The organism is Prauserella flavalba (genome assembly GCF_003202235.1).
Classification (GTDB): Bacteria; Actinomycetota; Actinomycetes; order Mycobacteriales; family Pseudonocardiaceae; genus Prauserella_A; species Prauserella_A flavalba.
Genome location: NZ_MASU01000012.1, coordinates 153,940 through 167,755, shown reverse-complemented (window position 1 = coordinate 167,755; position 13,816 = coordinate 153,940). Strand labels below are relative to the sequence as shown.

16 protein-coding genes are annotated in these 13,816 nt (G+C 66.8%); 10 read left to right on the top strand and 6 right to left on the bottom strand.

Annotated features, from left to right (window positions below; translation table 11 throughout):
* Nucleotide 1 precedes the first annotated feature (1 nt).
* From BA062_RS26465 to BA062_RS26445, 5 genes are all read right to left on the bottom strand, one after another.
* Nucleotides 2-1,318: an NsdA family TPR-like regulatory protein gene (locus BA062_RS26465; RefSeq protein WP_199542613.1), complete on the bottom strand. Its 1,317-nt coding sequence runs from the start codon at nucleotides 1,316-1,318 to the stop codon at nucleotides 2-4.
* A gap of 80 nt (nucleotides 1,319-1,398) precedes the next feature.
* On the bottom strand, nucleotides 1,399-1,758 hold the full coding sequence (locus BA062_RS26460) for a hypothetical protein (RefSeq protein ID WP_110341576.1): 360 nt from the start codon (nucleotides 1,756-1,758) through the stop codon (nucleotides 1,399-1,401).
* A 14-nt stretch (nucleotides 1,759-1,772) separates the two neighbouring features.
* Nucleotides 1,773-3,104: a helix-turn-helix domain-containing protein gene (locus tag BA062_RS26455; protein WP_233520027.1), complete on the bottom strand. Its 1,332-nt coding sequence runs from the start codon at nucleotides 3,102-3,104 to the stop codon at nucleotides 1,773-1,775.
* A gap of 466 nt (nucleotides 3,105-3,570) precedes the next feature.
* Nucleotides 3,571-4,299 carry a GntR family transcriptional regulator gene (locus tag BA062_RS26450; protein ID WP_110341290.1) on the bottom strand — a complete coding sequence of 243 codons (729 nt, stop codon included), beginning with the start codon at nucleotides 4,297-4,299 and terminating at the stop codon, nucleotides 3,571-3,573.
* Between the two features lie 30 nt (nucleotides 4,300-4,329).
* Nucleotides 4,330-4,863 (bottom strand): GntR family transcriptional regulator, encoded by a 534-nt coding sequence (locus tag BA062_RS26445; RefSeq protein WP_110341288.1) that lies wholly within the window; start codon nucleotides 4,861-4,863, stop codon nucleotides 4,330-4,332.
* A gap of 274 nt (nucleotides 4,864-5,137) precedes the next feature.
* Between BA062_RS26445 and BA062_RS26440 the strand changes: the two genes are divergently transcribed.
* The 9 genes from BA062_RS26440 (at nucleotide 5,138) to BA062_RS26400 (ending at nucleotide 12,315) form a co-directional block, all read left to right on the top strand.
* The gene (locus tag BA062_RS26440) at nucleotides 5,138-5,827 is read left to right on the top strand and encodes a 6-pyruvoyl trahydropterin synthase family protein (protein ID WP_110341286.1); all 690 of its coding nucleotides are present in this window, start codon (nucleotides 5,138-5,140) and stop codon (nucleotides 5,825-5,827) included.
* Nucleotides 5,824-6,528, top strand: coding sequence for a 7-carboxy-7-deazaguanine synthase QueE (locus BA062_RS26435; RefSeq protein WP_205215108.1), 705 nt, complete (start codon nucleotides 5,824-5,826; stop codon nucleotides 6,526-6,528). The genes BA062_RS26440 and BA062_RS26435 overlap by 4 nt, the downstream gene beginning before the upstream one ends.
* A 157-nt stretch (nucleotides 6,529-6,685) precedes the next feature.
* On the top strand, nucleotides 6,686-7,312 hold the full coding sequence (folE, locus tag BA062_RS26430) for a GTP cyclohydrolase I (RefSeq protein WP_199542610.1): 627 nt from the start codon (nucleotides 6,686-6,688) through the stop codon (nucleotides 7,310-7,312).
* Complete coding sequence (locus BA062_RS26425; RefSeq protein ID WP_110341284.1) at nucleotides 7,312-8,127, top strand: hypothetical protein; 816 nt, start codon at nucleotides 7,312-7,314, stop codon at nucleotides 8,125-8,127. Before folE ends, BA062_RS26425 begins: the two co-directional genes overlap by 1 nt.
* A complete protein-coding gene (locus tag BA062_RS26420; protein WP_199542608.1) occupies nucleotides 8,127-9,194 on the top strand; it encodes a hypothetical protein in 1,068 nt (355 codons plus the stop codon). The genes BA062_RS26425 and BA062_RS26420 overlap by 1 nt, the downstream gene beginning before the upstream one ends.
* 4 nt (nucleotides 9,195-9,198) lie before the next feature.
* The gene (locus BA062_RS26415; RefSeq protein ID WP_199542606.1) at nucleotides 9,199-9,909 is read left to right on the top strand and encodes a dTMP kinase; all 711 of its coding nucleotides are present in this window, start codon (nucleotides 9,199-9,201) and stop codon (nucleotides 9,907-9,909) included.
* Between the two features lie 31 nt (nucleotides 9,910-9,940).
* A complete protein-coding gene (locus BA062_RS26410; RefSeq protein ID WP_098085328.1) occupies nucleotides 9,941-10,861 on the top strand; it encodes a DUF2797 domain-containing protein in 921 nt (306 codons plus the stop codon).
* Nucleotides 10,862-10,927: 66 nt separating this feature from the next.
* Nucleotides 10,928-11,767, top strand: coding sequence for a class I SAM-dependent methyltransferase (locus tag BA062_RS26405; RefSeq protein ID WP_098085325.1), 840 nt, complete (start codon nucleotides 10,928-10,930; stop codon nucleotides 11,765-11,767).
* Nucleotides 11,764-12,315, top strand: a complete 552-nt coding sequence (locus BA062_RS26400) for an NUDIX hydrolase (protein ID WP_098085322.1) — start codon at nucleotides 11,764-11,766, stop codon at nucleotides 12,313-12,315. The genes BA062_RS26405 and BA062_RS26400 overlap by 4 nt, the downstream gene beginning before the upstream one ends.
* A 20-nt stretch (nucleotides 12,316-12,335) precedes the next feature.
* Here BA062_RS26400 and BA062_RS26395 read toward each other — a convergent pair whose 3' ends face one another.
* Nucleotides 12,336-12,851, bottom strand: a complete 516-nt coding sequence (locus tag BA062_RS26395; protein WP_269467510.1) for an NUDIX domain-containing protein — start codon at nucleotides 12,849-12,851, stop codon at nucleotides 12,336-12,338.
* Between the two features lie 398 nt (nucleotides 12,852-13,249).
* On the opposite strand from BA062_RS26395, the gene BA062_RS26390 reads away from it, so the two are divergent.
* Nucleotides 13,250-13,666, top strand: coding sequence for a class I SAM-dependent methyltransferase (locus tag BA062_RS26390; protein WP_110341282.1), 417 nt, complete (start codon nucleotides 13,250-13,252; stop codon nucleotides 13,664-13,666).
* Nucleotides 13,667-13,816: the final 150 nt, after the last annotated feature.

Genomic DNA, 13,816 nt, shown 5'->3' with positions numbered 1-13,816 from the left:
ATCAGACATTGGTCATGGCCGATGTCGCGAAGTCCGAGAGCTCGGCCACTTCTGGTATTGACAGGTGAGGTTCACACGCTCGTACCAGTTTGGACAGTTCCTCGCTCATCCGCCGCGAGTGCAACATCGGCGCATCGGCGATGGCTTGCCGTCCAATGTCGACGGCCTCCCACGGGTCGCCGATCGTCATGTTCAAAGTCGCCAACCGCGTCCTGGAGAATGCCCGTGAGCGAGGGTAAGCGTCGCTGTGCAAGCGGATCGCCGTTTCGAGGCGTCCGGCGGCGTCACCCGGCCGCTTGTCGGTCATAGCGAGTGGAGTGAGTGCTCGCGCGCTGCTGCCCGCATGTTCAGCCTCGTCGTAGTAGATCAGCCAGGGCGGGTCCGTCTCCGCTTGACGCCCGACGAAATGCTCGTCGGCGCGGTCGACCTCAGCTCGCGCTTCGTCGTGGCGGCCCAGCATCGCCAGCAATCGAGCGCGGACGACGCCGATCATCGCCCTCGCGGTGGCGGTCAGCCGGTCAGCCCGGACTTGGGCGAACTCGATCAACGACAGGGCGTCGTCCAAGTTGCCCAAATAGATGGCTTGGCGCGCCATGTCGGCGAGCGTCGCGGCGCGTAGTTCCCACGACCCGCCCTGTTCTGCGCACCATAGGCCGAAACGGAAGCATCGTGCTGCGGCGTCCTGGTTTCCGACGTCGAACGCTGAGAAGGCCACAACCCCCGCCAGGTTCCCGACGGCCTCGAACATCCCTGCTTCGACGCTGGTGCCGGCCTGAGAGCTCAGCAGGCGGCTGGCCCACCGCAGGTGGGCGAGTCCTGCCTCACCGGCCATGCCGCCGCCGTAGAGGTTCTCGCTGGCGGCCAGCGTGCGCGTCATCAGCCTTACCTGCTCGACCTCGGCCCACCCGACACGCCGAGGAGGCTGCACGTCCAAGGTCAACGGCTTGAGGAACTCGGCTGGGCTGGCTCCCACGTCAACATGTGCAGTCGGGTCGTATCCGGCCACGCCAGTGGAAGCGGAGCCTGGCAGCGCCAGGGAGGTTCCGTGGGATTGCCCTGGGACTTCTTGTCCGGTGCTCAACTGTGACGGACTTGTCGGGGCGTCAGCCGAGACCGGTCCGAGCAGGGCGTCCAATTCATCGAGGGAAACATCAAGCGCTGTCGCGATGCGGGGCCTGCGCCATGGCTGAGGAGTCAGGGCACCGCGCTCCCACCGGCCAACGGTCGAGAACTCCACACCGACGGCAGCAGCGAGGCTCTCCTGGGTGAAGCCCATCGCCTCGCGTCGAGCTGCGAACGCTTCACGCCTGTTTCCCACGCGTTTACCTCACTCCACCCGCTCACACGTCCGCTACGCCTGGGCTTAAAGACGATGCTTGCCTTGCCCCGGCATAGGGGTTACACGTCCTGTTCGATGCGCTCGAAGATGTCGATGTCCGTCGCCCTCTGCCAGTCCGGCAAGTCGTCCCAGTCCGCGACGTAGGACGCCTTCGGCTCGGGGAAGTGCTTGAAGATCTGGCCAATCCAGCACAGCGCGACGAAACGGCCTTTCTGGTCTCGGGTGAGCTTGGCGGTGGCGCCATCGGTAGCCTTGATGAAGGCGAAGACCTGGTCGTATACAGCGGTCGCGGCGTCGCGCTCCCAGTCCGGGGTCTGGTCCCACGGCGTGATGTATCCGGGCTTGGGCTCGCCGGGGTAGTGCTTGGTGACTCCAGCGATCCACGCCTCGCGGAACACGCGGCCTCGGTCATCCTGCATCCTGTTGTCCTCCATCAAGCGGCATGGCTGCCGATAAGGCTGTTGATCTCAGCATCGAGTTGTTGGATCTGCTGGTTGGTGAGCAAGGGTGCCAAGTGCGGCTGTAGGCCACGCAGCTTGCGCACGACGACTCCAGAGCCCGTCTGGCGAGCGGTGGCCAGGACGGCGGAGGCGTAGTTGACGATCTGGTCGGGATCGCGCCGGTGCACGCCGATCATCGCCAGATCAGTGAGGACGCCTGCTTTTCGCCGAGCGGTCAGGTTGCCGGCCAGTGCGTCGGTCAAAGCGGCCTCGGCGAGATCAGGGCGACCAAGGGTGACGTAACAGGTGCCGCGTTCCTCGGCGAGACGGGAGCCGTCGAACCGGAGCCAGCCGCCGTTGTGCACCGGCTCCTGCAGGTGCTGGACCTCGGCGGCGGTGTCGAGTGCACGCTGACAGGCATCGAGGTCTCCGAGTCCGGCAAAAGTCTCGGCCTGTACGACGGCGATCCAATGCCGAGTCGAGAGACCGGGGTTGCCGCGGCGGGCCAGGTCTGCAGCCAGTTCCAGGATCGGGGCGGCTTCGTTGAACCGGCGTTCGTAGACGGCGATGAAGGCGTGTCTGGTCAGCGCGCAGGCCCAGAGGTCAGGGGTATTGGCTTCTTTGCTCGCTGTCGCGGCGAGGGTGTAGCAGTGGGCGGCGTCGGTGTAGCGATCACCGTCGAAGAAGATCTCGCCCGCCAACTGGAAGAGATCGGCGGACAACTCGCAGAGTCGCTGCCGGGTAGCCGGTGACTGTGGTCGACGCAAGCCTTCGGACAGTACGTCGAGCTGGGCGCGGACCAGGGGAAGTACCTGGCTCTTGGTCGATGCGAAGGCATATACACGCCACAGATGGCTGTTGAGCTGCTCAAACTCAGCGACTGCCGTCGAGTCCACGGCACCAGTTCGAGCCGCCGCAGCGAGCCTTTCCGCGTCGCAGACAGCCGACTCGGCCGCTGGCAACGCCAGCAAGGCGCCGGTCATGCTGAACAGGCGTAGCAGGTCGCGACGGTTCATGTCGTCTGTCTCCGCGAGGTCTGGCTGAACAGGGAGGACATCCGCTCCCGCGATCTGGGCTAGGGCGACGGCCGAGGTGCCGTTCGGCCCGGACGGTGTCGGTGCGAGCAACGTGCCCAGCTCTTCGAGGGTGAGACCGAGTGCCTTCGCGATGCGGGGCCGCCGGTACGGCTGCGGCGTCAGATCACCGCGTTCCCACCGGCCGACGGTGGAGAACTCCACACCGACGGCTGCTGCGAGGCTCTCCTGGGTGTAGCCCATCAGCTCACGCCGCGCGGCGAACGCCTCTCGCCGGTCGCCCATGAACATCACCTCGCTCCGTCGGTCCAATGCCACGATAACCAGCTACCGGTCAAGCCTGATCACCCGCTCGGCGAGCAGCACCCGTTCGGACTACTGCCGTAAAAATGGCGTTTGCGCAGGTCAAGTCGGGTGCCGCCTCATTGCCGCCTCATTGGCGCCGCGTCTCCGCTCTGGCCGTCGTTGATCATCCCCACTTGACTGGGGTCGCTGCGGTCTGGGCGAGTTTCCGTCTTCGGCGGCAGCCCGAGTACCTAGAAGCACGTTCACCAGAACGCACCGCTGGGGATGCCGGGCGACGAGACCACCCTCCACGTCTATGGGGAGTTCCCGTTCCCGCGGACGTGCTGGCGGGGACGCTCGACGCACCGCATTGAGGTCTCGGACCAAGTCGTAATTCGAGGGCGTGACCGATGAGGAGATCGTCACCAATGCAGTTGTCGTGTCTGAAATCGAAACCCTTGGCATCGTGGCTCTAGCCCAACTCGGTCTCTACGGTCTGGCGGTACAACAGCTCATACAGGTGTGCGCCCTTGATGAGGACCGAGGCTTCGACGGGGCGCTCGTTGTCGCTGTAGATGACACGCAACTGCCGGATCACCGGCGTCCCATCTGGAAGGTCCAGTGTCTCGGCTTCCTCCACCGTCGGGGATCGTGCCGAAATCCGGTCGACGAAGGTCCGCTGAGGAAACCCGAGGTCGGCGAGGGCTTGGGGCGCGCCGCCGCGGATCTTCGCGGCCTTGGCCAGGCTGCTGTTGTCGGCGATCTCGGAGGGGTAGTAGGACGCGGACAACTCCACGGGCTGGTCGTCGTGGAGGAGGATTCTGGTGCGGAGGATCGCGGTAGCGCCCGGCGTCAGCTGCAATCCGGCGACGATGTCCGCCGGTGGAACGACGTTGTCGACCTTGAGCAACTGGTAGCGGAACCGGCCTGGTTCGGGCGTGATGTAGGCGGAGGCGTCGATGACGAACGGCTGCCGGTCGCGGACGTAGACGCCTTTGCCGACACGGCTGTCGAGGAAGCCTTCGTCCTTCAGGGCCTTCAGCGCGTGCTGGATGGTGGCGTTCGCTGCGCCGTACCGCTCCACGAGTTGCGCGGTGGACGGCAGTTGCGTACCAGGGCTCAGCTCGCCACGCATGATGAGATCGCGCAGTTCCGCTGCGATTTGCTGGTGCCGGGGCCGGCTGTCACGGGCGCGAGGCAAAGTCGGCTCCTGGAGACGTCGTTAGAGCGATCATGGCGTCAGCTCGTATCGCAGCCGTCGTCCGTCGGCCACCATCGTCATCAGGCTGGCTTCGACAGGCCGTTCGTCTCCGGTGAGGAGCACACGGGCGAGCAGCAGCACGCAGGACGGGTCGTTCAGTTCCAGCGTGGTCCGTTCGTGCGGCGTGGCAAGCCGCGCGCTGACGTCTTCACGTACGCGGCGTGGCCGATGTCCGAGGTCAGCCAGGAGAGCGACGGCTCCGCCAGGGATCTTGCGGGGCTCGGCCAGCCGGGTGCCCCGAGCGATGTTCACCGGGTAGTACGAGTCGACGAGCTCGACTGGGTGGTCGTTGAACAGCATGAGGCGGCGCCGCACGACCACCGGCTCGCCTGCAGCCAGGCCGAGCATGTCCGCCACCATCGCGGAGGCGGACACCTCCTCCACACCCAGCAGCTTCTGGGTTCCCGTACCTCCGTGCTCTGCCGCCTCGGCGCTCCAGGCGTCGCCGCGGTGGCCGCTCACGTACGGCATCGACACGCTCGTCCACGGGCCGGCATCGGTCATCGCTCGCCCTCCTTGCGTCTCCTGGTGGGGGGTGCTCCCACCGTTGACCTTAGTCGTAAGGCAGCAAGGCTGCCCTCGACAGCGAGACCTCAACCTTATTACCTTTCTGATATCGCAGTAAGGTTCACCGGTAGCGAAGGTACTACAGATCGTCACGGCTCGGTTCGGCCCCCGGACTTTCCGTCGCTGCGTCGTTCGTGCCGGTACGAGCAGTTCCGCCGCCAGCGCACATCGGTCCGAGTGCTGTTCGGCATGACCGACGAAGGAGGGCTACATGAAGGCCGCTGAGGAGAAGTGTGTGGCGGACGGCCAGATCACCATCTCGCAGTCGTTCGGTTTCAGCGCCAGCCATGAGCTGAGACTGTTGCCGGCCAGTCACAAGTGCAGCCGCAACCACGGCCACAACTACACGGTGACCGCATCGGCGCTCGTGCACAATGACGGCCCCGGTGACCTGACGCCTCTTGGGGACTATCTGGCCGCGACGTTTGACCACCGATTGCTCAACGAGCAGGTCACCTTCCACCCGACGAGCGAGCTTCTCGCTTCTCACCTTGCCGAGTGGTTCCGGGACAACGTTGAGTCCGCGGTGCCGATCACGCTCGTCGCGATGGTTGTTTCGGAGACCGCGACCACGTCGGCACGCTGTGACGGTGTCACCGGCGAGGTCACGATCTCGAAGACCTTCAAGACCGGCCACGGTGACGTCACGCTGGTGCTGGGGGCGGACGGGCTGGACGAGGTTGGGTTCATCACCGATTTCGGCGACCTGAAGCCGTTCGGGGCTTACCTCCAGGCCCCTGCCGCCGACGCGGGGCTACGTGCCGCCGGCCCTGCGCTGGTCGCCCACCTGGCTGGCTGGTTCGTCGACAACGTCGAGCCGGAGATCCGCGGTCGACTCGTATCCGTACGGGTCGACTCGGGGACCACCACTGGCCTGTGGGAACGAGGCGATGCCTCGTGAACACGCTGACCTTGGCTCCCGAACGGGTAGAGGGTTCTGCAATTCTCACGGAGAAGTTCGAGTCGTTCCAGGGCGAAGGCCCCTGGACAGGGCAGCGCTGCGTGTTCGTCAGATTCTCCCGCTGTAACCTCCGGTGCGGCTACTGCGACACCCCGGAGAGCTGGGACTGGAGCAGGTACAACCCGGTCGAGGTCAGCGACCGAGTCCCCGTCGCCGAGCTGGTGTCGTGGGTGCGCGAGCGCGGCGTGGACATGATGGTGATCACCGGCGGGGAGCCGATGTTGCAGCAGCCCGCCATGACCGCCCTCGCCCGCGGCCTGGCCGACATCCGGGTGCAGGTCGAAACCAACGGCACGGTCGCACCCACACCGGAACTCACCTCCTTGGTCGATCTCTGGGTGGTGAGTCCGAAACTCGCGAACTCTGGCATGACCTACTCCACCCGCATCAAGCCCGAAGCCCTCTCGGCGTTGGTCGCGACAGACCGCGCAGTGTTCAAGTTCGTTGTCACCGAGCCCGACCGCGACCTCGACGAGATCGCCCAGCTCGTCGAGGAACACCACCTGGCTCCGGTGTGGGTGATGCCGGAAGGCACCACCCAGGAGAAGGTTCTGGCCGGCATGGACGCGCTCTACGGCCGGGCCACTGAACGCGGATGGAACGTCTCCACCCGCCTGCACATCCTGACCGGAGCGCGGTGACACCGACTCCCAGACCGAGCACTGGATCGCGGTGCTCGCGGTCACTGTCGCTGCGCCCGGCATGTCGTCCCCGCACCTGCGGGCCGTGGCGCTATCAGGAGCCGCCGCCGCTGACGTCCTTGACCCATTCACCACTCCCGGAAGCGAGGCGAAGTCCGTGACCAACACCCTCGACAGGCTTGCTCCCAGCGAAAGCCAGGACCTGGTGTCGCCGGGCCCGGTCGACACTGAGCGCGTTGCCGATCTTGTCGGCCAGCTCCTCGCCGCGATCGGCGAGGACCCTGGACGGGAGGGTCTGTCGGACACGCCGGCCAGGGTCGCCGCGTGGTGGCGCGGGTTCTTCTCCCCGGAGCCGTCGGCCGCCCCGACCTGCTTCCCCGAGCAACATCTGAGCGGCCAGTTGGTGGTGATCGGCGGCATGAGCGTCTGGTCGCTGTGTGAGCACCACCTGCTACCCATGAACCTGGACGTCGCCATCGGTTACGTACCGGACGGCGAAGTAATGGGCCTGTCGAAGTTCGGTCGAATCGCACAGCAATACGCGGGCCGCCTTCAGGTGCAGGAGCGCTTCACCCGGCAGGTAGCCGACGAGATCGCCGTCGTGATCGGCAGTACCGACGTGGCCGTCGCGGTTCGTGGCACGCATCTGTGCATGAGCGCGCGGGGCGTGCGGATGGAGGCAGCTCGTACCACCACACTGCAGGCCCGCGGCCGATTCGAGAGTGATCCTGTGCTCTCCCAACAGTTCCTCGCCCTCGCCACGGACAGGTGGAGGGTCGCCTGATGGCCAAGAGCATCGCCTTCTCCGCGATCGCCCCGCCCGACTACCTGAACGTCTTCGTCGCGCAGGAGCCCGCCAGCGTCCACCACGTGGCGGCCCAGCGTGTTCTGACCGACGCTGCCTACCGCGCGTTCTTCCACCGCGAGGCGCAGCGGGGTGCGGAGATCATTGTCGACAACGGGGTCTTCGATCTCGGCCACGCCCTGCCGGCCGCCGACCTGATCGCGGCGGCCCACATCGTGGACGCCCGCGAGATCATCCTCCCGGACGTCATGCGCGACGGGCTCGCCACCATCAAGGCCAGCGACGAAGCCGCTCGCGAGATCCTCGACCTCAGCGACGAGTTCCGCCTGTGCGTCGTGCTGCACGCGGCAGACGATCAAGAGTGGCTGCGCTGCTACGACTACTTCGCTTCCAACGAATACGTCGGAGCGATCGCGCTGCCCGCATCACGACGTCCCGCGCCCGAAGACCAGCTCTGCCGCACCCGCTGGGCGGCCACCCGGTACCTGGAAGACCACGGCATGGTCGAGGACCGGATCGTCTATCGGCTGCTCGGCCTCGGCCGCACCGGGCACCTGGAACTCGTCGAACAGCGCGAGCACGAATGGATCGCCTCGGTCGACGGCGCCGCCCCGGTCATCCTCGGCGCGATGGGCATCGAGATGCTGCCCGACGGTCCCTACGAGAAACCCCCGACCCCTCGAATCGAGAATCTGGGTCGGATCCCCGAAGAGCGGTTCGACTTGATCCGGCGGAACATCGCCGTCGTCCGCGAAGCGGCGGGTAGTAGCGTGCGGATCCCGGAGGCGGCCTGATGAGCCTCCTCGCCAACACAATCCCGACCGCGGGAGCCAGCTCGGCGTTGCAGACGTCCCCCATCGCGGTGGACGGGCACACGATGGCCCCGGACCGCCTTCTGCGCTACCTACAGATCAAGGTCCACCACCTCATCCAGGACCACGACTGGGACAGCATCCACGTCGTCGGCGGCTACGACCGCGAAGCCGTGATCTCCACGCACGAGAAGACCGGCAAGCTGTTCAACTTCGAGCGCCCCACCGCCGAGGTCCACGGCCGTGACCTCATCGTCAAGGCGTTCCCCGGTGCCGACTACGTCCACCACTACGCCCTGATCATCGCCACGTACCTGTCCATGACAGGAAAACCGGCCGACACGGTCACCTACGAGTTGCCCGACCCGATGTTGTCCCGCGAGGCGGTGGCGAAGCTCGGCCTCGAACTCGATGGCGACCTCGTGATCGTCGGCTGGGGCCTGGCGCACCTCGCTCCTGCCGACGGAGCGTGGACCTACGGGCACGGCTACGCCTGGCAACGCGCTCAGATCCACGGCCGACGAGTGGTCTACCTCGGGTTCCTCCACAGCATCTGGGGCGACGTCGCCGGACGCGTGGTCACGCGCCTGGCCGAGCTCGGTGCCCGCGACGTCGTCTACGTCGGCAAAGTCGGTGCGCTGAACCCCGACATCGAGCCCAACACGCGGCTGGCTACCGGAAACACAAGCCTCGTCGGCGGCAGCCTCGTGGCGTGGCCTGACTTCTTCGGCGACTTCGCCACCGCCCAACCAGGCGTGCACACCGGCATCCACGTCACGTCACCCTCGATCCTGCTGGAGAACAGGGACTGGCTGACCGAGCACGCCGAGCACGCATTCGTCGATCCCGAGATCGGCCCTATGGGAGTTGCAGCACGCGACGCCGGGATCGATTTCGGCTACCTGCATGTCATTTCCAACAACCTTGCTCGCCACTACCCCGCGGACTTGTCCAACGAGCGTCACAGCGACGTTGTCCGGCGGCGCACCGTCCTAATTAGACAGATTCAAGACATCGTCGCCAACCGACTGGCCGCCCGGCCGATCTGATCCCTTGGAGCGCACCAACATGACGAACGCAGCACCACTTTTCAACCCTGCGCGCGGGCGCGAGATCACGGTCGTCGGCATCGACGGCGCGGGCAAGTCCACCCTCGCCACCCGCCTGCACCAAGCGCTCAACGAGGCCGGCCACGAAACGATCCTGATCGGCAAGCACAGCACCGAAGTCCCGATGGACGCCGAGTTGTCCGCCTACGTCGACAGGCTCAACGCATTGGTCTATCGCCGCGACGCGCGCGTCGCCCAGGCGTGCGGCGATCACTACTGGCTGCTGGCGCTGGCCGCCTGGTACACCCTCCAGGACAAACTCGTCATCCAGCCCGCCCTCGCCGCCGGAACCCACGTGATCCTCGACAACGCCCACCACAAGATCCTCGCTCGCTACGCGGTGAATCCCGACGTCTCCACCAGCCTGGCCGAGCAGGTCTTCGCCCACCTCACCGAACCCGACCTGGTGTTCTTCCTGCGCATCAGCGCCCGCGACGCGCTCGCCCGCAAGGGCGAATTCAGCTCCCTGGAAACCGGCCACTCCGGCGGCGCGGACGAGGACTTCATCCGCTACCAGGACACCGTTCTCGCGAAGCTGCGCGAGCACGAGCAGCGCGGCGGATGGCTGTCGATGGACGTGACCGACATGGACCGCGACGCGGTCTTCAAGACCGCTGCCGAAGCGCTCGCCGACCGCCTCCAGCTCGCCATCTGACCCCGCCAACAGTCATCACGAGGAACGCACCATGCCAGCGACCCGACCAACCGGCGGCGAGTACGTGTGCCACGGCATCACCTGGGCGACAGGAAATCCCCGGCTGCTGCTGGCCCCGCTGCCCGACGGGCCGCTGGTCTACGCCGAGATCATGAACCAGCGACTCGGTTTTGCGGTCGGTACCGGCCGGTGGTGCACCGGCCGGTACCAGTTCGCCGACACGGTGCGCGTCGAGGCCCTCGCGTGTCCCGACCGCGCGCCGACCGAGCAGGGCGACCAGTGCGCTCGGTGCTTGCGCCAGGACGAGTTCCGCTTCGCCCACCAGTTCCACCAGGACGGCAACGTCCCCGCGGCCCTGCGCCAGTACATGGACCAGCCGCACTGGCTCTACCTCGCCACCTTCGCCGACGGCGCCACCAAGGTCGGCACTGCAGCCGAACCACGCAGGCAATCCCGCCTCGACGAACAAGGCGCCCTGATCGCGACCTATCTGACCAAGAGCGCCGACGGCCGCGCCGTACGCCACCTCGAAGACGCCATCACCCGCGGCCTGCAGGTGCCCCAGACCATCCGGGCCTCGACCAAGCTCAAGGCGCTGGCCAATCTGACCGACCTGTCCACCGCGAGCGCGACCCACGACCGTCACGTCTCCCGCGCCGCGGACGCGCTCGCAGCGATGAACACTCCGGCAATGCTGGAGACGTGGACTCCTCCTGCCGAAGGCGACCGAATGCGCGTCGCCGACGGCGTACGGATGCTGTACCCACACGATCTGCGCGACGGTGAGCACGGCTTCACCGTCGTCTCGTGCGTCGGCACCCAGGTGCTGGCCGCCCTGGACGGTGACGACGAAGTGGACTACGTGCTCGACCTCGGCACCCTCAAGGGTCGCCGCATCACGCTCGGCCCGTTCACCTCGCCCGCCGCCGCCTTCCAGAACTCCCTCTTCTAACCGACCCCGGCTCGTCGCGTCCGTCCGCAACGAGCCTGGCCTGCGCCCTGAAGCGAGGTACCCGCGATGGCACCACTGGACGCCCTTCTCGGCTGGGACGAGGACACCACTGCCGAGGCGTACGCCGCCTTCACCCGTGCCTTCCCCATGTATTCGGCCACCAGCCGGGACCTTGCTCGCCGCGCCGATCTCACCGACAGCCGGCTGGTGGTCGACCTCTGCGGCGGAGCCGGCGCGACCGCGGAGGCAATCCTCGAACTCGTGCCGATCGACGCCCAGGTCGTCTCCCTGGACAACGCCGCTGCCATGCAGCGCGTTGGCCGACGCACCCTGGCCGACCCACGCCTGAGCTGGGTCACCGCACCAGCCGAAGATCTGGTCGGCCACGTTCCCGGCGCGGCAGACGCGGTGGTGTGCAACTCCGCGATCTGGAAGACCGACGTGCCACAGGTGTTCGCCGCCGTCCACCAGGTCCTACGACCCGGCGGCCGGTTCGTGTTCAACGTCGGCGGCGGCTTTGCCGGCGTCCGCCACCCCGACGAGACCAATGTGCGCACCGGCCCCTCGCTGAACACCTTGATCCGTCAGGTCGCGGCCCGTGACCACGGCTACGCCCCGCCTCCAGCCGCCGAGCCAGCTCCGAAGCTGCCACTGGACACGATTGCCGACCACCTGTCGGTCGCCGGACTGACCGTGCTCGACACCGAGGTCGTCGCCCAGCGCAGCACGATGGCCGAGAAGAAGGCGTGGTTGTCGATTCCGGTCTTCGCTCGACCCGACGGGGACTTCACCCACGCTCAGCGGATGGACATCCTCGACAAGGCGTACTCGCTGACCACGCCCGACACGCCTACCGTGACGAGCTGGCTCGTGGTTGTCGCACAGCGACCCAGGGAACTACGTTGACCGCCCCGCCACCGACCAGTAGCCACGGCAGCAGGATCAAGTACTGCGACCACGCGGCCGTCGGCGTGCTCATCTCCTCACCGGACGGGCTGCTGGTCTTCGAACGCGCGAGGCCCCCTGCGGGGATCGCGCCGGTCGCTGGTCATGTCGACCAGCACGGAGGCCCCGAGCAAGCCGCCCGCATTGAGGTCGCCGAGGAAGTCGGCCTGACCGTCACCTCACTTCACCTGCTGCTGACCGCATGGCGGCCCAACCACTGCCGCCGACCGACCAGCGACCGCGTGGGCCATCAGTGGTGGATCTATCGGGCCCAGACCTCTGGCCCGATCCGACCCTCTGCCCAAGAGGTGCGCGCACCCCGATGGCTGCACCAAGACCAGCTCCAGCAGCACGCGCACCGCACCGCGGCCTACGCCGAAGGGCAGCTGAGCGAGGAGCAGTTCACCGCGAAGCCCGGCTTGGAGCCGGTGTGGGTTCGATTCCTGCACGAGCTCCAACTGGTGACGCTGCCCGACGACATCCTGAGTCTGATCGACAAGGTCCTCTGACCGTGCACCGGCGACGGGTCTCAGCGCGCCCCCACCACGTTCCCCGCTGCCAATCGGCGTACGTACGCGCGGATACGTTCGCGGTCCTCGGGGAACACGCTCTCCCACGTCTCGTCCAGGTCAACCCACCTCGATGGCTGCCCAGTCTCCCCGCCGAGCGGCACGTCGCGGTCGACGACGGCGCCGTAGGACAGGCTCAGCGTCGGCGCCCAGTCGGCGCGGAAGGAGCGGACAGCCACCGCGGCCGGCATAGGCAGCAGCTCGCCCGCTACGCCGGCCTCCTCCACGAGTTCACGAGCTGCGGCTGCCCGCGGCGTCTCGCCTGGCTCGACCTTGCCGCCAGGCGGCACCCATCCGCGCACGCGGTGCCGTACCAGCAAGACGTGGCTGTACGTCGGGTCGGTGACCCAGACCTCGGCCGCGAGCGGCTTCAGCAGCGACTGGTGGGCGTGGAGCCACGTCTGGGCGTCATCGAACTCCATCGCGGCAAGGCGAGCGTCCGCGACCGCCGCTTCCACGGTCAACTGGTCAATCACCTGACCCAGCCTAAGCCGACGTCGCAGCCGACCCGGACATTGCAGGGGGACAAGGCCCGCCGTGTCCTGGCCTGTGAAGGAACGACCCGGAGGTTGGATGCCCCGAATGGTGGAATCGTCAGCGACGAGTCGCGATATTCATGCAGGTCAAGCTTGGTGACGCCTCAACCGCGCCTCCACGGCACTGCCCGAACGCGCTTGATGACATGGCCCATTCGCAGTTGACTACCTCGGGCTGCGCCGAGAGGGAGGTGCTGCCTTAGCGGCGCGCTCTGTCGAGAGCATTTCTGCCCGAACAACCCAGGGTGTCCGCCCTGTCTCATATCTGGATGCGTCGTAACCGGGCCATGCTGACCATGGCCGTCCACATAGTTGATCGTTGAACTAGAAGGGAAGCGATGGGCACCGATACCACCACCGTGTCGCCGGGGTCGCTGCGCGCGGAGATGGTCGCCAAGGTCCGCAAGTCGGGATACGCGCAGCTCAGTGAGGTCGCGCGGGTCCTGCTGGACACACCACGTCATGAGTTCGTGCCCGACGCCCCACTGGCCACTGCCTACGACCCGTGGCAGGCGGTGATCACCCACCGGTTCCAGGATGGCCGGTCGTTGTCCTGCGCGTCGGCGCCGTGGCTGGTCGCGGCGATGCTCGACCAGCTTCACGTCCAACCCGGCAACCGCATCCTGGAAATCGGCGCGGGAACTGGCTACAACGCCTGCCTGGTGCGCCACGAGGCGCCACCAATTCCGTGTGGGGATGGGAGATCCCCGCCGTTGTCCTGTCGCAGCAGGGTAACGAAGCCGAGGGCAGTCTGACCGCGGAGACGCGCGGGAGGATGGCAAGCGGCCCTGACAAAGTCGGGACGTGCTGGTACTGCCAGACAGCGCGGGTCCGGTGAGCGAGACGAGAAGCCGTACGAGAGAAACCAGCGCTTGAAGCTCCGTAATCGTTGTGCCGGCTCAAAT